Source organism: Pseudoxanthomonas indica (assembly GCF_900167565.1).
Lineage (GTDB): Bacteria > Pseudomonadota > Gammaproteobacteria > Xanthomonadales > Xanthomonadaceae > Pseudoxanthomonas_A > Pseudoxanthomonas_A indica.
This window is the reverse complement of the sequence record NZ_FUZV01000002.1, coordinates 128891-148180: the sequence shown is the minus strand read 5'-3', so window position 1 is coordinate 148180 and position 19290 is coordinate 128891. Positions and strand designations below refer to the sequence as shown.

Here is a 19290-nt window from a genome sequence, read left to right as displayed (position 1 = left end):
GCCGCGCCTGCGCGTTGTCCGCGCTGCTCGGCGGTGTTGAACCCGGGCAGTGATGCGGCATCGCCTGCGGAGGCGGCTGACGCCGAGCCCGCGCGCAATGTCGTGGCCGGCCAGAGCTTCGTCAGTTTGCTGCGCCGCGAAGAAGCGTCAACGGAGCGAGGCGAAGAAGCTGCAGCCCCCGTGTCCAGGGAAGGTCAGGAAATGACTGCGACGGACACGACGACCGCGCAACCGGTCGCGGCAGCAACCGGTGCTGATGTCGCCGATGCTGATGCTGATGCTGATATTGCAGGTGCACATGCCGATGCGGAATCAGAGGCCGCTGCTCGCGCGATTGTCGATTCGAATGCTGATGCTGGCGCCCATGCCGATGCTGAAAACAGCGCCGATGCTGAAGTCGTGGAAATCGCAGTGACAGCGGTCGAAACTCAGATCGCGACTGCTCCTCCCGCTTCTGCGCCTGCGCCTGCGCCTGCGCCTGCGCCTGCGCCTGCAAAACAGTCTGCTTCCGCACGCGGTCCACGCGCGCCCGCGTTCCTGCGTGGGCGCAGCACTACCGCCCAGATGCATCGCGGAACGTCCGCGTGGCAATGGGCCGCAGTGATCGTGTTGTTGCTGAGTCTGCTCCTGCAGATGCTGCTGGCCGATCGTGCACGGCTGGCCACCGATGCGGCATGGCGACCCTTGCTGACGTCGATCTGCCAGATGTTGGGTTGCAGCATGCCGGCATGGCGCGAGCCGCAGGCCTTCGTGATGCTGGACCGTGATGTGCGGCCGCTGCCGTCTGTCGCCGGCGTCCTGCAGGCACGTGCCACCTTTCGCAACGACGCGCGCTGGTCGCAACCGTGGCCGATACTGTTGTTGACCCTCAAGGACGCCGACGGTCGCGACCTGGGTGCACGCGCCATTACGCCTGCCGAGTACCTGCGCGGCAGTATCGCCATGACCGAGCTGGCGCCAGGCCAAAGCGCCCAGGTGTCGGTGGACATCCGCGAACCCAGCGCCAATGTTGTTGCTTTTTCGTTCGACTTCCGTTGAAAGCAAATTTCCTTGCGAATGTGGGTGCACTCGCCCGCGACTGGCGCTAGACTCGTCCCCCCGCTGAAGAACCACAACCTCAGGGCGGGCTGGTTCGGACTCGGGGAATCGCGTGAACGCTGCTGCCACTCGCCAAGACACTCCACGGGCTGCGCGGCCTCCGCTGCGCGAGCATGTCGCACTTTCGGTGCGCCGCTACCTGCGGGATCTGGATGGCTGCGACGCCGACGATGTCTATGAAATCGTCCTGCGCGAGATGGAAATTCCCTTGTTCGTGGAAATCCTGAATCACTGCGAAGGCAACCAGAGCCGCGCCGCGGCCATGCTGGGCATCCATCGCGCCACCCTGCGCAAGAAGCTCAAGGATTACGGCCTGGCCTGAGCCATGGGGCGGGGAGCCGGCGGGCTATAATTCCGCGGTCCTCCCGTCGCAATGCCCCCCATGACTGATCAACGCCTGCCCGTTCGCCGGGCACTGCTGTCCGTTTCCGACAAGACCGGCCTCATCGAACTGGCCCAGGCCCTGGCTGCCCGCCAGATTGAGCTGCTGTCCACCGGCGGAACCGCCAAAGCCCTGCGCGAAGCGGGTTTGCCGGTACGCGATGTCTCCGAGCTCACCGGCTTTCCGGAAATCATGGATGGGCGGGTCAAGACCCTGCATCCCAAGGTACACGGCGGCCTGCTGGGTCGGCGTGGCGTCGATGACGAGGTGATGGCGCAGCAGGGAATCGTGGCGATCGATCTGCTGGTGTTGAACCTCTATCCGTTCGAGAAAGTCGCTGCCAATCCGGCGGCGGGTTTCGACGACATTGTCGAGAACATCGACATCGGCGGCCCGGCGATGCTGCGCGCGGCGGCCAAGAATTTTGCTTACGTGGCCGTTGCCACGGATCCCGCGCAGTACGGCGAGCTGCTGGCCGAACTGGAAGACAACGACGGCACGCTGTCCGCGCGCACCCGTTTCGCGCTGGCGGTATCGGCGTTCAATCGCGTCGCCCAGTACGACGCCTGCATCAGCGACACGCTGTCGGCCATCACCCGGGTCGATGACGCCGGCGCGGTCGAGCGCAGCGTGTTTCCGCAGCAGGCCAATGGCAGCTTCATCAAGCTGATGGACCTGCGCTACGGCGAAAACCCGCACCAGCAGGCGGCGTTCTATCGCGATCTGTATCCGGTGCCGGGCACGCTGGCCACTTTCCGCCAGCTGCAAGGCAAGGAACTGAGCTACAACAACATCGCCGATGCCGACGCGGCGTGGGAATGCGTGCGCCAGTTCCAGGCCCCGGCCTGCGTGATCGTCAAACATGCCAATCCCTGCGGCGTGGCCGTCGGTGCGGCCTGCGGCGATGCGTATGAGTTGGCCTACGCCACCGATGCAACGTCGGCGTTTGGCGGCATCATCGCGTTCAACCGCACCCTGGATGCGGCGACCGCGAAGGTCATCCTCGACCGCCAGTTCGTGGAGGTGCTGATTGCGCCGGCCTACGAAGAGGGCGCGCTGGATTACGCAAGGAAGAAGGCCAACGTGCGCGTGCTGGTGATTCCGGCCGGCGAAGGCGCCAACCTGATCGACGTCAAGCGCGTGGGCTCCGGCCTGTTGATGCAGACCGCCGACAACCGCATGGTCACGCGTGACGAACTCAAGGTCGTCAGCAAGCGCTCGCCCAGCGAGAGCGAACTGCGCGACCTGCTGTTCGCCTGGCAGGTGGCCAAGTACGTCAAGTCCAACGCCATTGTCTACGCCAAGGACAACCGCACGGTCGGCATCGGCGCCGGCCAGATGAGCCGCGTGGTCAGCGCCAAAATCGCCGGACTCAAGGCCGATGAAGCCAAGCTGGCCGTGCCCGGTTCGGTGATGGCCAGCGACGCGTTCTTCCCGTTCCGCGATGGCATCGATGCGGCCGCGCAAGCCGGCATTGCCGCGGTGATCCAGCCGGGCGGTTCGATGCGTGACAGCGAAGTGATCGCTGCGGCCGACGAACATGGCCTGGCGATGGTGTTCACCGGCGTACGCCACTTCCGGCACTGACGTGGCGCAGGCGCGGCGTCCCGGCGCACCGGCCCCGGCGGATCCGCTGGGGCTTGGCGCGTTCGCGGCCAGCAAGACCTCGCCCAACAAGCTCGCATACGCCGACCCGCAGGGGCGCGCGGTGCTGTACCAGGCCAACTGCCTGGAGCTGCTGGATCGCCTCAATGCCGTGCATCCGCAGGGCAGCTTCGACATGATCTTCGCCGATCCGCCGTACTTCCTCTCCAATGGCGGCATCACTTGCCAGAATGGCCGGATGGTCAAGGTGGACAAGGGCGACTGGGACAAGAGCCGCAGTCCGCAGCTCAACCACGAATTCAACCTGGAATGGCTGCAGCGCTGCCAGCGCGCACTCAAGCCCGATGGCACGCTGTGGGTGTCCGGCACGCACCATGTGATCCATTCGGTGGGTTTCGCGATGCAGCAGCTGGGCATGAAGCTGCTCAACGACATCACCTGGGAAAAACCCAATCCGCCGCCCAACCTGGCCTGCCGTACGTTCACCCATTCCACCGAGACGGTGATCTGGGCGGCCCGCAATGAAAAGAGCCGGCACGTGTTCGACTACGCCAGGATGAAAGCCGACAACGGCGGCAAGCAGATGAAATCGGTCTGGCGTTTCACCGCTCCCGCCAAGCAGGAAAAGAGCCACGGCCGCCACCCGACCCAGAAGCCGGTGGAGTTGCTGCTGCGCTGCATCGAGGCCTCGACCCGGCCGGGCGATCGCATCTTCGATCCCTTCAACGGTTCCGGCACCACCGGCGTGGCCGCGCTGCGCAGTGGCCGGCTGTATGTGGGCAGCGAACTGGATTCGGCCTATGCACGCGTGGCCAGGGCACGGCTGAAAGCCGAAGCGGAAGCCGAGTGACGTATTCAATATCCCGATCCGCGATGCGGATCCCGAACAGGATGGAGCAGCAGCAATGAAGGTTCTGGTGATTGGTGCAGGTGGTCGCGAACATGCCCTGGCCTGGAAGATCGCGCAGTCGCCGCAGGTGGACGAAGTGCTGGTGGCGCCGGGCAATGCCGGTACCGCGCGCGAGGGCAAATGCCGCAACGTGGCGGTGGGCGCCACGGAGATCGATCGCCTGGTGCAACTGGTGCGCGATGAAGGTGTGGCCTTGACCGTGGTCGGTCCCGAAGCGCCGCTGGTGGCCGGTGTGGTCGATCGTTTCCGCGCCGAAGGCCTGCGCATCTTCGGACCCACCGCTGCTGCCGCGCAGCTGGAAGGCAGCAAGGCATTCGCCAAGGACTTCCTGGCCCGGCATGGCATCCCCACCGCCTACTACGCTGTATTCACCGAGACGGTGCCGGCGCTGGCCTACGTGCGTGAGAAAGGCGCGCCGATCGTGGTCAAGGCCGATGGCCTGGCCGCAGGCAAGGGTGTGATCGTGGCGATGACGCTGGCCGAAGCCGAAGCCGCCATCCACGACATGCTGGCCGGCAATGCGTTTGGCGCGGCAGGTGCGCGGGTGGTGATCGAGGAATTCCTGGAAGGCGAGGAAGCCAGCTTCATCAGCATGGTCGATGGACGCACGGCATTGCCGATGGCCACCTCGCAGGATCACAAGCGCGTGGGCGATGGCGACACCGGTCCCAACACCGGCGGCATGGGCGCGTACTCGCCCGCGCCGGTGGTGACCGCGGAAGTGCATGCGCGGGTCATGCGCGAGGTGGTGGAACCCACCGTGCGCGGCATGATCGCCGACGGCGTGCCGTTCACCGGCTTCCTCTATGCCGGCTTGATGATCGACGAACAGGGCGCGCCCAAGGTCATCGAATTCAATGTGCGCTTTGGTGATCCGGAAACCCAGCCGGTGATGCTGCGCCTGCAGTCGGATCTGGTGGATCTGGTGCAGGCCGCGATCGATGGTCGCCTGGACGGCGTGCAGGCCGACTGGGATCCGCGTCCCTCATTGGGCGTGGTGATGGCCGCGGCCCATTATCCAGACACGCCGCAGGCCGGCGACGCCATTGATGGCCTGGACGCGGCGCAGGCCGACGACACCAAGGTGTTCCATGCCGGCACGCGCCTGGGCGATGACGGCCGCGTGCTCACCAGTGGCGGCCGCGTGCTGTGCGTGGCCGCGCTGGGCGACAGCGTCGGCGACGCCCAGCGGCGTGCCTACCAGGCGTTGGAACAGATCCACTGGGAAGGCGAATTCCATCGCCATGACATCGGCTGGCGCGCCATCGCGCGCGAACAGGGCTGATTGCCAGACGGCAACAGGCTTCTGCTAGTCTGCGCCCAACCCACGGAGGGCGCATGGCCGGCCACAGTCAGTTTGGATTGCTCAAGCAGCGGCGCTTCCTGCCGTTCTTCCTGGTCCAGTCGCTGGGCGCTTTCAACGACAACGTGTATCGGCAGGCCATCATCGGCCTGCTGTTCTTCATGGGGGTCAGTGCGCAGGACAAGACGCTGTACACCAACCTGGCGCCGGCGTTGTTCATCCTGCCGTACTTCCTGTTCTCCGCCACCGCCGGCCAGATTGCCGAGAAGCTGGAGAAGTCACGACTGATCCGGATCACCACCACCATGGAGATCGTGATCATGTCGGTGGCCGCGATCGGCTTCCTGATGCAGAGCATGCCGATCCTGCTGGTGGCGCTGTTCTCCACCGGTTTGCAGTCCACCTTGTTCGGTCCGGTGAAGTATTCGATCCTGCCTTCGGTGCTCAAGCCGGAAGAGTTGACCGGTGGCAACGGCCTGGTCGAGATGGGCACCTCGCTGTCGATCCTGATCGGCATGATCTTCGGTGGCCTGATCTTCAAGCTCGCCGGCGCGCAAGGGCCGCAGGTAGCCGCGGTGTCGATCATCCTGCTGGCCATTGCCGGCAACGTGGTGTCGCGACGCATCCCGCCGGTCGAGGCGGCCGCGCCGGACCTGAAGATCCGCCTCAACCCCATCCCCGAATCGCTGGCGGTGCTGCGCCTGGCCAAGAAGCAGGTTGCCGTGCGCAACAGCGTGCTGGGGGTGTCCTGGTTCTGGTTTGTCGGCACCGTGCTGACCGCGCAGTTGCCCACCTACGCCACCGTCAACCTGGGCGGCAGCGAGACGCTGTACATCTTTGCCTTGGCCTTGTTCTCCATCGGCACCGGCGTAGGTTCGCTGCTGTGCGAAAAACTCTCGGCGCGCACGGTCGAGATCGGCCTGGTGCCGTTGGGCGCGTTCGGCATGACCGGCTTCCTGCTCGATCTGTATTTCGCCCGCACCGGCCTGGCGCCTGTCAGCGGCCTCTCGGTCACGCAATTCGTGCAGCAGGCCGGCAGCCTGCGCATCATCATCGATCTGGTGGGCATCGGCTTGTTTACCGGCTTCTTCGTGGTGCCGCTGTTTGCCCTGATTCAAAGCCGCACGCCCAGGAACGAGCTGTCACGCGTGATCGCCGGCATGAACATCCAGAATGCCGGCTTCATCGTGCTGGCGGCGATCCTGGGCATTGCGCTGCAGATGCCGGGGGTGACCTTGGGCGGCGTGCATGTGCCGCTGCCGGGGCTGAGCATTCCGCAGGTGTTCCTGGCGCTGGCCGTGGCCAACGCGCTGGTGGCGATCTGGATCTTCCTGCTGGTGCCGGAATTCCTGATGCGCTTCCTGAGCTGGGTGCTGGTGCGCTCGCTGTATCGCCTGCGCCTGCACGGCATCGAGAAGAACGTGCCCGACGAAGGAGCCGCCCTGCTGGTGTGCAACCACGTCAGCTACATGGATGCGTTGATACTCGCAGCCAGCATCCCGCGGCCGGTGCGCTTTGTCATGTACTACAAGATCTTCCGCATCCCGGTGATGAGCTGGATTTTCCGCACCGCCAAGGCCATTCCGATTGCCGGTGCGCGCGAAGATCCCGAACTGATGAAGCGCGCGTTCGACGAAATTGATCGCGCACTGGCCGAGGGCGAAATCGTCGGCATCTTTCCGGAAGGCGCCTTGACCCGCGATGGCGAGATAGCGCCGTTCAAGTCGGGCGTGGAGCGCATCCTGGAGCGTCGTCCGGTGCCGGTGGTGCCGATGGCCCTGAAAGGCATGTGGAGCAGCATGTGGAGCCGGCGCGACACACGACTGGGCCGCATGCGAGTGCCACGCCGCTTCCGCGCCCACGTCGAGGTGATGGCGGCGCCGCCAGTGACCGATCCCCAGGTCAGCGCCGAAGCACTGGAAGTGGTCGTGCGCGGCCTGCGCGGCAGTGATGCCTGATCCCGCCCGGCCCGGGCTCGCCCCGATGTTGGGCGCGCGACTGAATAGGTAGACTAGCGCCGATCAACCCACCGCCATGTCCTGTCAGGAGAGACTCCAATGAGCGCCGTCCCCCCGTTGCCCAATGAAACACCCGTGCAGATTCCGAATTACCTGGCGTGGTCGATCATCTCGACCGTGCTGGCCGTGTGCCTGTGCTGCCCGCTGGGTTTCCTTGGCATCGTGGCGATCGTCTATTCCTCGCAGGTCAATACCAAGCTGGCGCAGGGTGATGTCGCCGGCGCCCGTCGCGCTTCCGATGCGGCCAAGACCTGGTGCTGGGTTGCGACCGCGCTGGCCATCATCGGCCTGCTGATCAACATCTTCATGGTGGCCACCGGCGGCGTGCAGGAATACATGGAATTCGTCGAGCGGATGCAGCAGGTCCAGTAAACCCGCATGACGCTGACCCTGCGACCGATGCAGATGCTGTGGCTGGCGGGGATCGCGATGGCGATCCTCGCCGGTGTCGGCATGTTGTGGACATTCGATCCCAATGTCGCCGGCAATCCGTTCCTGCCCTGTCTGTTCCGCACGTTTACCGGCTACTTCTGCGTGGGCTGCGGTTTGACCCGCGCCATGCATGCGCTGGTCCATGGCGATGTGCTGCGCGCGTTTTCGCTCAATCCGCTGGCCATGCTGGTGCTGCCGCTGCTGCCCTTGATGATCGCCCATGGTCGCGGTTGGCAACCGCGCATGCTGGCGCCGCTGATGCGTTGGGTGATGGAGCCGCGTGTATGGCTGGTGCTGATACCGGCCTACTGGATTGCCCGCAATCTGCCGTGGTATCCGTTCACCCTGCTCGCACCGGCGTGATCGCCGCGCGGCCGGTCAGCTGACCCAGCCGCCAATCACGAACACCGCCAGCACCGCCATCCACAGCAGCAGGATGCGCCAGACCAGGCTCATCGCATCGCGCAGTTCGGGCAGTTCGCGCATCGCCTGCACCATGCCTTCTTCGGCATAGTCCTCGGCTTCTTCCGCCAGTTCGCAGCGGACGCTGGCCCGCGCCGCCTGGCCGAGGAAGGCCGTACGCAATTGCAACGTGTTGCCATGCGCGTCGCGCCAGGCATGAAAGACCGTGTCGAAATTGCCCACCAGCGCCATGGCCAGCGTGATCAGCTGCGCCACCGGCCACTCCAGCACCGACAGCAGCGCGCGTGCACCTTCGCGGGTGTCGTGCGGCAGTTGCCGCTGGAACTCGCCTTCGGCGGTCAACGCGATCAGCCGATAGAGCAAGGCACCCATCGGGCCCAGCAGCAGGAACCAGAACAGCACGCCGAACCAGCGCCGCAAGGCATTGCGGAAGACGGCTTCCACCAGTGCCGGGCCATCAGCAGCAGGCGTGTCGCCTGCCGGCCACAGGCGGGCGATGGCGGCGGCGCGCTGCGCGGGTTCGTGGGCATCGATGATCGCTTCCACATCCACGTCCAGATCGCGCGGACCCCACGCATAGACCAGCACCAGGATCGAAAACAGCAAGCCGACCAGACCCAGCAAGGGCTCATGCAGGACCCACTGGAACAAGCCCACCACCAGCAACGGCGGCAGCACCGCCAACGCGATGCCGTAGCGGCTGCGCCAGAAGCCATCGCCTGGAAAACGTTCGTCCAGCCAATGCAGCCAATGGGCAAACCAGTGGAATTGGCGCAGCGACGCCACCAGCACCGGCGCCACATGGCCAAGTACCAGGGCAATTACCACCGCGACCAGGGTTATCGACATGCGTACATCCTCCCGGGTCCGATTCTAGAGCCTGCCGTGGCCCGTCTGCCGGTACCAGTGCTCAATCAGTGAGCGGGCTATCGAAATGCGCGGTGACAGCCACAAGCCGGTGCTGCCGTCCTGGCGTTGCAGGGCGTCACCGATTTCCTGATGGGTGAACCAACGCGCGTCTTCCAGTTCATCGTCCACGCGCGGCGGGTCCGGTTCGGCCAACGCGCTGAAGCCCAGCATCAGCGATCCGGGAAACGGCCAGGGCTGCGCGCCCAGATAGCGGCTGCTGCGCACACGCACGCCGGCTTCTTCCAGCACTTCGCGGGCCACCGTCTGCTCCAGCGTCTCGCCGGGTTCGACAAAGCCCGCCAGCACCGAATAGCGTCCGGCCGGCCAGCTGCGCTGGCGACCCAGCAACAAGCGCTCACCATCGCTCACCGCCACGATGACCGCCGGGTCCACGCGCGGGTAGTGCTCGGCCGCGCATTGCAGGCAATGGCCCTGGTAGCCGGCGCGACGGAATTCGATTTCGCCGCCGCACAGGCCGCAATGACGGTTGCGCGAACGCCAGTGGAACATCGCGCGCGCCAGCGCGAACACGCCGGCTTCGAAGTCCGGCCACTGGGCGGCGGCCTTGCGCAGGTCGCAGCGATGCGGAAGGTCGAGCGCGACGGTATCGGCTTCCACGCCAAACCAGGCTTGTTCGTCGCGCAGGCCGAGGAAAATCGCCGTGCCCGGGCCACCGCCCAGGGTGTGGCCGTGGATGACCGCCAGCTGCCCTGCTTCATCGGCAAACGCTTCGGCCTGCCGGTCGAGCACGATCACGCGCGCCTGCGGCCAGAGCCGGAACAGGGCGTCGGCGTCGTTGCGCAAGGCATCGGCACGATCCAGTGGATCACCGGCGAAGGCGAATCCGGATATCCCGGCGTCGGAGGGTGCGTGGTTCGATGGTGCCATACGGGCGGCGGCGCTCGCAGGCCGCGGGCTTAAACGCTGAAACTGCTACCGCAGCCGCAGGTGGTCTTGGCATTGGGATTGCGGATGACGAACTGGGCGCCCTGCAGGCTTTCGCTGTAGTCCACTTCCGCGCCCATCAGGTACTGCAGGCTGAGCGGATCCACCAGCAGGGTCACGCCATCGGTGTCCACCGCCAAGTCGTCCTCGGCGCGGTTCTCATCGAACTCGAAGCCGTACTGGAAGCCCGAGCAACCGCCACCCTGGATGTAGACGCGCAGGGCGAGGCTGTCGTTGCCCTCTTCCTGGATCAGTTCGCGCACCTTGGCGGCGGCGTGATGACTGAAATTGAGCGGTCGCTCCAGCGACTGGTAGTCAGGCGCGGAGGGCAGGGTGAGCAGCGTATCCATGGTGAACAGGATGGGGCCTGAGCAGACTCACTTCAAGCCGGAGGACGTGAAAGCCGGCCATCGTCGCCGCTCAGTTCAGGCCGGATGCGGCGCCCGCGCCGTCCTTGCCGGTCGCCGCGGCCCAGGTGAACGACTGCTCGACGCTGCTGCCACCCTGCGGCTGCAACTGCGCAATGACGCGCAGAGGCTGGAAATCCTCGGGTAGCATCAGGTCGCCTTCGATCTGCTGGAAATATTTGAAGGAATACGCGATGCCGGGCGCATTGGCCTGCTGGCGCAATTCGGCCCAGTTCAAGCGCTGCAGCTTGCCCGCTCGCGTGCCTTCCACCGACACCTGCAGACGGCCCACGTTGACGGCGCCACGGTTGAGGTTCTGGGTGACGGTGGCGGTGAAATGCCAGGCCTGCCCGGCTTGCGGCTGCACCTTCAGCTCATGCACCGCCAAGCCGCGGCGCTGGCCCGTAGCGCCCACGAAGCGCTCGTAGAACGCGACATCGGCGCGCAGGCCGGCAATTTCCTCGTCGCGCTCGGCCAGGGTGGTCTGCAGATCGCGGTTGGCGTTGCGGGTGATCTGATCCGAACGCGAGAGCGTGGCCACCTGCTGTTCCAGCTGGGCCACGCGTTGGGCCTGGCCACGCTCCGCATCGGCGCCCCCGCCGTGATCGGTCAGCACTTTCCATAGCCCCCAGCCGCCAAACGCCAGGCACAGCCCCAGCCCCGCCACGGCGACGTAGAACCAGAGTCTGCCGCTCGCCGGACCCGGCGGCTTCAAAACCGTGAACTCGCTCATGAAAGCGAGCATAGCGCGGCCGTCGTCAGCGGGCAGCGTGCCGCCCGCCCGAGGCCTGTTTTGTTCAGGCGCCGGCCAGTGCCTGTCCGTGTTCCTGGGCGTGCTGTGCCGACTCGTGGCCCGCCACGGCGCCCTGTTCGACCAGCTCGGCATGGACCAGGCGGCCGGTCAGCTGGGCGCCGGCGCTCATCTCCACCACCTGATAGAAAATATTGCCCTGCACGCGGGCGCGCGAGGCCAGTTCAACCCGCTCGCTGGCATACACGTCACCGGTGAGCTGGCCGTTGACGATGACCACGGGCGCACGCACTTCGCCCTCGATGCGGCCCTGCTCGGCCACGGTCAGGGTGGCGCGCTCGCCTTCCAGTGCGAGCACCTTGCCCAGGATGCGGCCTTCCACATACAGGCCGCCGCTGAAATACAAATCACCCTGCAGGGTGACCTGCGGGCCGATCAAGGTATCGATGGCCTGGCCATCACGATGGGCTTTGTGCTTGAACACGATTACTTGCCTCCTGCGGAAGTGGCGAGCTTCCAGTCAAATGCCTGCTCCACCGCCGCATCGTCACCGCTCAACTGCACCCGCACGCGTTGCGGGGTGAAGTCGGGCGGCAACATCACGCTGCCGTCGAGCTGTTGGAAATAGCGGAACGAATAGGTCTGCCCCGGCGAACCCTGATGCTGGTGCAACTCATCCCAAGCGACCGTGGCCAGCTGGCCGGCGCGCACGCCTTCCACGGCGAAACGCATCTGCCCCTGGCTGATGGCGCCGCGATTGAGCGTCTGGGTCAGGGTGATCTGGTACTGCCAGGTGCCGCCGGGCAGCAGGTTGAAGTCGGCCTGGTGGACGTTCAAGCCACGCCGCGGTGCGGTGGCGCCGACCAGGCGCTCATAGAACGCCACGTCGGCGCGCAAGCCAGCGATCTCTTCGTCACGCTGGGCCAGCGAGGCCTGCAGCTCCTGGTTGGCGTTGCGGCTGATGCGATCGGACACCCCCAGTGTGGTCTCACGCTGATTCAGGGTGCGCAGCTGGCGGGCCTGCCCATCAATCTGGTCGCGGGCCGCATCGAGCAACGCCACGGTCGCGGTCAGTCGCGGTGCCGCGGTCTGGCTGGCCCAGATCCATGCGCCCGCCAGCGAAGCCACCCAGGCCACCGCCAGCAGACACAGCCAGAAGCGGGCGCGTCCAGGGGAGCGCTCGACCACAATCCGGTAACGCGGGAAGGGACGACGTGGAGGCATGGCGTGGCAGTGGGCCCGGCTCAGGCAGGTGCCTGGACCAGGGCCTATACTCGATGACGCGACAGGGTCGTCGAGTTTAAAGGGAAGAGCCGGGATGTCCGACGCACATTTGTTCGTAATTGGGATCCTGTTGGCATGGATGGCCGGAATTCGCGTCTATCTGACCGTTTTTGGCCTGGGTCTGGCAGGCGCTTTGGGCTGGATCGAGCTCCCTCCTGCGCTGCAGGTGACCCAATCCTGGTGGGTGCTGGGCACCTCGGGCGCCCTGGCTGTGGCGGAATTCTTCGCCGACAAGATTCCCGGCGTGGACTCGGGCTGGGATCTGCTGCAGACCCTGGCGCGGGTGCCGGCCGGGGCCTTCCTGGCCGCCGCCACCTTGTCGCCGGACGGTCACCTGGGCGGCGGCGCGCTGGCCGCGGGTGCCGGCATCGCACTGACCAGCCACGTGCTGAAAAGCGGATCACGCGCGCTGATGAACACCTCGCCGGAACCGGTCAGCAACTGGACCGCCTCGATTACCGAGGATGCCGTGGTCGTGGGGGGGCTGGCCCTGGCCTATGCGCACCCCTGGGTCGCCCTGATCGTGGTGGTGGGCATCTCGCTGATCCTGGCCTTGCTGGTGTGGTGGGTCTGGCGGCGCGTCAGCCGTGGCCTGAAAAATCTGTTCAAGCCGTCTAATACCGATGTACCGTCCATTTAGTCGCCAACCGGAAGGCCGCTCAGTGCTTGCCCCCGTGCGCGATGTTCATCGCATAATGCGACTCAAGCTTGGGGAAGCCTGATGTCAGCCAACGACGCCACATCCCGCCGCCAGGACGAGCCGTCGCGCTCCCGCCTGCGGGCCGAGACGCCGCCACCACACTATTGGCGACGCTGGACGGCCGATGCGCCGACGGCAGCAACACACCCAGGAGGAACCACCGCGATGAGCGCTTCCAAGCCAACCCCGACCGCCGCGCCGACCGCGCCGGCCACGGTTGGCCATGCCGGCCCCGGCTCGCAGTCGGCCGAGACGCCGTATCGCATCCTGATTGTCGAAGATGATCGCGGCCAGGCGCTGTTTGCCCAGAGCGTGCTGCATGGCGCCGGCATGCAGGCCGAAGTGCAGATGCAGCCCGACGGCGTGCTCGAGGCCATCCAGCGCTTCCACCCGGATCTGGTGCTGATGGATCTGCACATGCCCGGCAAGGACGGCATGAGCCTGACCTTGCTGATTCGCCAGCAACCCGAATACCTGCACCTGCCGATCGTGTTCCTGACCGGCGATCCGGATCCGGAGCGCCAGTTCGAAGTGCTGGAAAGCGGCGCCGACGATTTCCTCAACAAGCCGATTCGTCCGCGCCACCTGATCGCGGCGGTGTCCAACCGCATCCAGCGCGCGCGCCAACGGCAGTCGCCGGCGCCGCGCGCCACCCTCAATACCGACACCGGCCTGCCGACCCGCACCTACCTGCTGCAGCAGCTGGGCGCGACCTTGCAGGACAAGGTGGGCGGCGGTTTGTTCTTCGTCGAAATCGGCAGCGCGCTCAGCCTGCGCGAACGCTATGGCTACGCGGTGTTCGAGCAGCTGATGAACCAGGCCGGGCGTCGCCTGGCCGACGTGTCCGCGCCGCACCCGGTCGCCCGACTGAACGACAACAGCTTCCTGTGCCTATCCACCGGTGTGGATGAAGGCGGACTGGAAGCGCAGGCCGAGCGCCTGCGCGACGGACTGACCGGCAATTCCTTCGACGTGCGCGACAACGAAACCCTCAACCTGCGTGCCTCCATCGGCTACACACCGCTGTCGCCCGGCTTTGCCGACGCCGGCAGCGCACTGGAGGCGACCGAGCGCGCGGTGCTGCAGGCGCGCTTGCGTGGCAACAATCTGGCTGCCTATGCACCGGCCCAGGTCGCCGAGGACGCCCCGCGCATCTCGCTGGAGGACGGCCAGTTCGAGCTGGCATACCAGCCGATCGTGGCAGTGGCCGGCAGCGATCAGGCGCAATACCAGGTGCTGCTGCGGATGCGCCAGGCCGACGGCTCGCTGCTGCCCGCCTCACAGGTCATCCCGGCGGCCGAGTCGGCCGGCGGCATTGCCCAGATCGATCACTGGGTGCTGGAGCATGCCTTGTTCGTGCTGGCAGAACGCCAGGCGAAGGGGCCATCGTTGCGCCTGTTCGTCTCGCAGTCGCCGCGTACGCTGGCGCGCGAATCACATGGACAGTGGTTGCTGCAGACGCTGGCCGAGCGCGGCATCGAGGGCACCTCGCTGGTCATCGACCTGCGCATGGCCGATGCCCTGATCCACACCGTCACCTTGCGCGACTTCTGCAACCAGCTGATGCCGGCCGGCGTGCAGTTCTGCCTGAGCCAGTTCGAACCCGGTCGCGAAGCCGACGCCCTGCTCACCCAGCTGCCCCTGAGCTATCTGCGCGTGGCCAGCCGTTATGCCAGCGCACACACCGATCCCACGCTGCGCGACGAACTTCGCAGCGTCATCGATCAAGCGCATCGAGCCGGACTGCAGGTCATCGGACAGCAGATCGAAGATCCGCAAGCGGCCGCTGCCATGTGGATGGGCGGCGTCGACTTCATCCAGGGCAACCTGGTGCAAGCCGTCGGCAGCGAGCTGGGGTTCGATTTCCACAACGCGGTGCTGTAAGCCATGCCCGCGCAGGGGCCTGCACCGGTCGCCCCTTGGCTGGCGTTGGCCACCGGCATGGTGGCGCTCGTCGCCCTGGCGTTGCCCTATGCCGGCGTGGCCGGCCCATGGTGGACGCTCGCGATCATTGCGGCGGCCGTCAGCGTGGTCTGCGCGCTGTTCGCCGCCATCAACACGCGCGCCGCGCACCGCCAACTGCAGGGCGCCGAAGCGCGCACCTCCATCGCCGAATCCGAGCGCAATGCCCTGCAGCGCGACCTGCACCGGCATGACCGGCTCGAACAGGAACTGCTGCAGGCCAAGCAGGCCGCCGAGTCCGCGGTGTTGGCCAAGGGCGAATTCCTCGCCACGATGAGCCACGAAATCCGCACCCCGCTCAACGGCATTGTGCCCATGCTGGACATGCTGGCGCGTGCGCCGCTGGCACCGGAGCATCGCGAGATGCTCAATACCGCCAGCGCTTCCTCGCACCAGTTGCTGCGCATCGTCGATGACATCCTGGACTACTCCAAGCTGGAAGCGAACAAGCTGGAGCTGGAGATCACTGCCTTCAACCTGCGCGAGCTGCTCGACGGCGTGCTGCAACTGATGCAGCGACCGGCCGAGAACAAGGGCCTGCGCCTGACCCTGCAACTGGACCCGGCCGTGCGGCTGCCGGTGCGCGGCGATCCGGTGCGCTTGCGGCAGGTGTTGAGCAACCTGATCGGCAATGCAATCAAGTTCACCGAACGCGGCACCATCACCCTGGTGGTTCGCCGGCTGGGCGAGACGTCGGGTCAGCACCTGTTGCGCTTTGAAGTACGCGATACCGGCATCGGTATTTCCGCCGATGCGCAAGCGCGTCTGTTCCGCTCGTTCACCCAGGCCGATGCCTCCACGACGCGCCTGTACGGCGGCACCGGCCTGGGACTGGCCATCTGCAAGCGCATCGTGGAATTGATGGGTGGACGCATCGACGTGATGTCCGAACCCGGGCGCGGCTCCACATTCTGGTTTGAAGTTCCGCTCACCAAGGTCGTGGGTGATCTGAAGCTGCGCGATACCCACGCCTTCAACCAGGGTCGCGTGCTGGTGGTCTCGCCGGACGCACGCCTGCGCCAGCGCCTGTCGATGCTGCTGACCAACTGGGGCACCCACATCACCGCGGTGGAAACCACCCAGGAAGCGCTGGAACGCCTGCGCATCGCCAGCGACTCACGCAACGACGACTTCGTGGCGGTGCTGGCCGATCTCACCGGCATCCGCAGCACCGCGCGCGCCCTGCATCGCACGTTGGCGCGGCGACCCACTGGTGACGACATCCGCCTGATCTGGCTGTACGGCGACGATGCGGTGCCCGAGGAATTGCGCGCCGGCAGCACCTTGTTGTCGCGCCAGGCGCCTGACACCGATTTGCGCGCCGCCTTGTTTGGCGACGTGCCGGACAGCAGCGAGGGCAGCGTGCAGCCGGTGGAGATGGCGGATATTTTTGATCCGCCGGCCAGCGGCGGCGTGGGTCTGGGCGCAGGTGACGTCAGCACGGAGGCTGCGATGGCTGAAGCAGGACTGGAGGCCGGCGATGCGCGGCTGCTGCTGGTGGAAGACAACCCGGTCAACCTGCTGGTGGCGCAGAAGATGCTCTCATCGCTGGGCTTTCGCAGCGAATCCGAAGGCAATGGCGAGCTCGCGTTGAAGCGCATGACCAACGAGCACTTCGACCTGGTCTTCATGGATTGCCAGATGCCGGTGCTGGATGGCTATGGGGCCACCCGCCGCTGGCGCGAACACGAACTCGAAGTGCGCACGGCGCATCGCCTGCCCATCGTGGCCATGACGGCCAATGCCATGGCCGGCGATCGCCAGCGCTGCCTCGACGCGGGCATGGATGACTATCTGGCCAAGCCGGTGGCCCGCGATCAACTGGAAGCCTGCCTGCAGCGATGGCTGCCCGAACGAATGAAACTTCGCCTGCGCCCGACCCCGCCTGCTGCCGCTCAACAACCCGCTGCCAACGCGCCTGCCGAGGCCGACGCCCTACCGGCCCGACCGGCCGTGCCGACGTTCCCGGTGCTGGATCACAGCATGCTGGAGGAGTTGCGGGAGATCGCCGGCGATGAAACCGCGCGCATCATCAGCCTGTTCCTTGAGGATGCGCCGCGCCTGATTACCGCGTTGGAGAAGGGCGCGGCCGCACCGGATCTGGAAGCCATGCGCGAGGCCGCGCATACGTTGAAGTCATCCAGCGCCAATGTCGGCGCGATGGCGCTGTCGGCCGCCGCCAAGCGTGTGGAGCTGGGAGCGCGGGCGATGAAGCTGGATCGGCCGGCGGTGGCCGTGGCCCTGGTCATCGCCGAATACGCGCGCGCACGCATGGCGCTGCTGGGCTATGCCGCGCAGCAGCTCGGCAAGCCCATGATGCCCAATACCGGATCGACTCAGTCTTCGAGCTTGGTCAACAAGTAGTTGGGTTCGCCAATCCGTTCGATCAGCGCCAGCTGCGTTTCCAGCCAGTCGATGTGCTCTTCTTCCGAATCCAGGATGTCGGCGAACAGCTGGCGGCTGACATAGTCGCCGGTGTCTTCGCAGTACTTGATGGCGTCACGCAGCACCGGCAGGCCGTCGTACTCCAGTGACAGATCGCATTGCAGCAGTTCGCGCGGATTCTCGCCGATGCGCAATTTACCCAACGACTGGAAGTTGGGCAGGCCATCGAGGAACAGGATGCGCTCGGCCAACTTGTCGGCGTGCTTCATCTCGTCGATCGATTCCTTGTACTCATGCTCGGCCAGTTCCTTCAGGCCCCAGTTCTTCAGCATCTTGGCGTGCAGGAAGTACTGGTTGATGGCGATCAGTTCGTTGTAGAGCGCCTTGTTGAGGAACTCGATGACCTTGGGGTCGCCTTTCATGGCCGTACTCCGTTGACGTGGGACGGCGGCATGCTACTGCCTTGCGCTTGCCCATGACGTAACGCGAATCGTGATCATCTTTTAGATGGCGAGCCGGGCCACGATCGGCCGGCGATGAAAGACAGGCATAAAAAAGGCCCGGCAGCGGGAGGGAGCTGGCCGGGCCGGTTTGCGCGATTGGGAGGGAGGGTCGCGCAAATCTGGGTGTTGCTTGTTCTTGCAGGGCCGATTACTTGGCCTTGGCTGCCTTGGTCGCCTTGGCCACGGTGGCCTGGACGTTGTCGGTAGCGGTTTCGAACTGGGTCTTCACCAACTGGCCAAAGGCTTCACCGGTCTTCAGGCTCAGGCCAAACACTTCCTGGCTGGCGGCGACGAGGCGCTCGGCGTTGTCTTTGGCCACCTGCAGGCCCTTCGGCCACAGGGTCTTGTAGCTCTCGACGTCGCTGACTTCAGCCAGCTCGCCGAAGAAGGCGGTGGTGGCGTCGACGTTCTTTTCGAAGGTCTTGAGCTGCACGCCGAAGACGGTCTCGGCGCTTTCCAGCGCCAGGCGGTTGGCGCGCGAAGCTGCGGCGGCGAACTGGTGCGTGAAGGTGCTGAACTGCTCGTTGAACTGGGTCATGGCGTGCTCCAAAGGGGATTGCCTACTTGTTGCGGCGCAGCATAACCCTCACATTGTTGCAGTGCAATAACGACCGTATGGAAATCCGACGAACGGTATGCGCTCGTTAAGAATCAGAGGCTTAGGCGAGCCAGCAGGCGACCGCGCGAGCGCCGGACGAGTTTCGTCAGTGAGTCATCGCGCCTGTGTGTGGTCCTCAGATCGCGATCCAGCCCGCGCTCCGCCACCCGCTTTGGCATCAACTGCCATGGCGGGAGGACGGCAACGCCCTCACCCGCGATAGCGGCTACCGGCGGTGCAGGTCTCGTGGACCACGACTTCGCTCAGATTGGGCAGCGCCGGCTTGAGCTGCTCCCAGATCCACATCGACAGACGCTCGCTGGTCGGGTTTTCCAGACCGGGAATGTCGTTGAGGTAATGGTGGTCCAGGCGGTCGTAGATGGGCTTGAAGGCGGCTTTGACGTCGGCAAAGTCCATCACCCAGCCGGTATGCGGGTCCAGATCGCCGGACACATGCAGTTCCACCCGGAACGAATGTCCGTGCAGGCGCGCGCACTTGTGCCCTTCCGGCACGTTGGGCAAGCGGTGTGCGGCTTCCAGGGTGAAGATTTTGAAGATATCCATGGCGCTATTGTCCAAGTTGGCTATGGCTGCCGCAAACGGAAACGTGCAGGGAACGCTCGCGGCGATGCCCACGGCCTCTGACGCACATGCCGTGAATGTAGCGGGCGGCGA

At 65.6% G+C, this 19290-nt stretch carries 20 protein-coding genes; 11 read left to right on the top strand and 9 right to left on the bottom strand.

What is annotated here, in order from left to right; genetic code table 11:
- Window positions 1-36: 36 nt before the first annotated feature.
- The 8 genes from B5X78_RS11325 (at window position 37) to B5X78_RS11290 (ending at window position 8111) form a co-directional block, all read left to right on the top strand.
- On the top strand, window positions 37-1038 hold the full coding sequence (locus B5X78_RS11325; protein ID WP_229730710.1) for a DUF3426 domain-containing protein: 1002 nt from the start codon (window positions 37-39) through the stop codon (window positions 1036-1038).
- A 112-nt stretch (window positions 1039-1150) separates the two neighbouring features.
- Window positions 1151-1420 carry a DNA-binding transcriptional regulator Fis gene (gene fis / locus B5X78_RS11320; protein WP_079724649.1) on the top strand — a complete coding sequence of 90 codons (270 nt, stop codon included), beginning with the start codon at window positions 1151-1153 and terminating at the stop codon, window positions 1418-1420.
- A 60-nt stretch (window positions 1421-1480) separates the two neighbouring features.
- Window positions 1481-3067: a bifunctional phosphoribosylaminoimidazolecarboxamide formyltransferase/IMP cyclohydrolase gene (gene purH, locus B5X78_RS11315; protein WP_079724648.1), complete on the top strand. Its 1587-nt coding sequence runs from the start codon at window positions 1481-1483 to the stop codon at window positions 3065-3067.
- Complete coding sequence (locus B5X78_RS11310; protein ID WP_217698674.1) at window positions 3021-3935, top strand: DNA-methyltransferase; 915 nt, start codon at window positions 3021-3023, stop codon at window positions 3933-3935. The genes purH and B5X78_RS11310 overlap by 47 nt, the downstream gene beginning before the upstream one ends.
- A gap of 55 nt (window positions 3936-3990) precedes the next feature.
- Complete coding sequence (gene purD / locus B5X78_RS11305) at window positions 3991-5280, top strand: phosphoribosylamine--glycine ligase (protein ID WP_079724647.1); 1290 nt, start codon at window positions 3991-3993, stop codon at window positions 5278-5280.
- Between the two features lie 53 nt (window positions 5281-5333).
- Entirely contained in the window at window positions 5334-7256 is a 1923-nt protein-coding gene (locus B5X78_RS11300) for an MFS transporter (RefSeq protein ID WP_079724646.1), read from the top strand.
- Window positions 7257-7355: 99 nt separating this feature from the next.
- Window positions 7356-7688, top strand: coding sequence for a CD225/dispanin family protein (locus B5X78_RS11295; protein WP_079724645.1), 333 nt, complete (start codon window positions 7356-7358; stop codon window positions 7686-7688).
- Between the two features lie 12 nt (window positions 7689-7700).
- Window positions 7701-8111 carry a DUF2752 domain-containing protein gene (locus tag B5X78_RS11290; protein ID WP_425478743.1) on the top strand — a complete coding sequence of 137 codons (411 nt, stop codon included), beginning with the start codon at window positions 7701-7703 and terminating at the stop codon, window positions 8109-8111.
- Between the two features lie 15 nt (window positions 8112-8126).
- Here the strand turns inward: B5X78_RS11290 and B5X78_RS11285 are convergent, their stop codons facing one another.
- The 6 genes from B5X78_RS11285 to B5X78_RS11260 form a co-directional block, all read right to left on the bottom strand.
- Window positions 8127-9020, bottom strand: a complete 894-nt coding sequence (locus B5X78_RS11285) for a cobalamin biosynthesis protein (protein WP_079724643.1) — start codon at window positions 9018-9020, stop codon at window positions 8127-8129.
- A 24-nt stretch (window positions 9021-9044) separates the two neighbouring features.
- Complete coding sequence (gene nudC, locus B5X78_RS11280) at window positions 9045-9968, bottom strand: NAD(+) diphosphatase (RefSeq protein ID WP_079724642.1); 924 nt, start codon at window positions 9966-9968, stop codon at window positions 9045-9047.
- Between the two features lie 29 nt (window positions 9969-9997).
- A complete protein-coding gene (gene erpA, locus B5X78_RS11275) occupies window positions 9998-10375 on the bottom strand; it encodes an iron-sulfur cluster insertion protein ErpA (RefSeq protein WP_079724641.1) in 378 nt (125 codons plus the stop codon).
- Window positions 10376-10445: 70 nt separating this feature from the next.
- Window positions 10446-11165, bottom strand: coding sequence for a DUF6776 family protein (locus tag B5X78_RS11270; RefSeq protein ID WP_229730709.1), 720 nt, complete (start codon window positions 11163-11165; stop codon window positions 10446-10448).
- 64 nt (window positions 11166-11229) lie between these two features.
- Entirely contained in the window at window positions 11230-11667 is a 438-nt protein-coding gene (locus B5X78_RS11265) for a bactofilin family protein (RefSeq protein ID WP_079724639.1), read from the bottom strand.
- A 2-nt stretch (window positions 11668-11669) separates the two neighbouring features.
- Window positions 11670-12407 (bottom strand): DUF6776 family protein, encoded by a 738-nt coding sequence (locus B5X78_RS11260; RefSeq protein WP_079724638.1) that lies wholly within the window; start codon window positions 12405-12407, stop codon window positions 11670-11672.
- 94 nt (window positions 12408-12501) lie between these two features.
- On the opposite strand from B5X78_RS11260, the gene B5X78_RS11255 reads away from it, so the two are divergent.
- From B5X78_RS11255 to B5X78_RS11245, 3 genes are all read left to right on the top strand, one after another.
- Window positions 12502-13107, top strand: coding sequence for a DUF4126 domain-containing protein (locus B5X78_RS11255; RefSeq protein WP_079724637.1), 606 nt, complete (start codon window positions 12502-12504; stop codon window positions 13105-13107).
- An 81-nt stretch (window positions 13108-13188) separates the two neighbouring features.
- A complete protein-coding gene (locus tag B5X78_RS11250; RefSeq protein WP_079724636.1) occupies window positions 13189-15051 on the top strand; it encodes an EAL domain-containing protein in 1863 nt (620 codons plus the stop codon).
- A 39-nt stretch (window positions 15052-15090) separates the two neighbouring features.
- Window positions 15091-17493, top strand: coding sequence for a hybrid sensor histidine kinase/response regulator (locus B5X78_RS11245; protein ID WP_425478742.1), 2403 nt, complete (start codon window positions 15091-15093; stop codon window positions 17491-17493).
- Here B5X78_RS11245 and bfr read toward each other — a convergent pair.
- The 3 genes from bfr to queD form a co-directional block, all read right to left on the bottom strand.
- The gene (gene bfr / locus B5X78_RS11240) at window positions 17466-17936 is read right to left on the bottom strand and encodes a bacterioferritin (protein WP_079724634.1); all 471 of its coding nucleotides are present in this window, start codon (window positions 17934-17936) and stop codon (window positions 17466-17468) included. The genes B5X78_RS11245 and bfr overlap by 28 nt on opposite strands.
- Before the next feature lie 229 nt (window positions 17937-18165).
- Window positions 18166-18555: a phasin family protein gene (locus B5X78_RS11235; RefSeq protein ID WP_079724633.1), complete on the bottom strand. Its 390-nt coding sequence runs from the start codon at window positions 18553-18555 to the stop codon at window positions 18166-18168.
- 270 nt (window positions 18556-18825) lie between these two features.
- Window positions 18826-19179: a 6-carboxytetrahydropterin synthase QueD gene (gene queD / locus B5X78_RS11230; RefSeq protein WP_079724632.1), complete on the bottom strand. Its 354-nt coding sequence runs from the start codon at window positions 19177-19179 to the stop codon at window positions 18826-18828.
- Window positions 19180-19290: the final 111 nt, after the last annotated feature.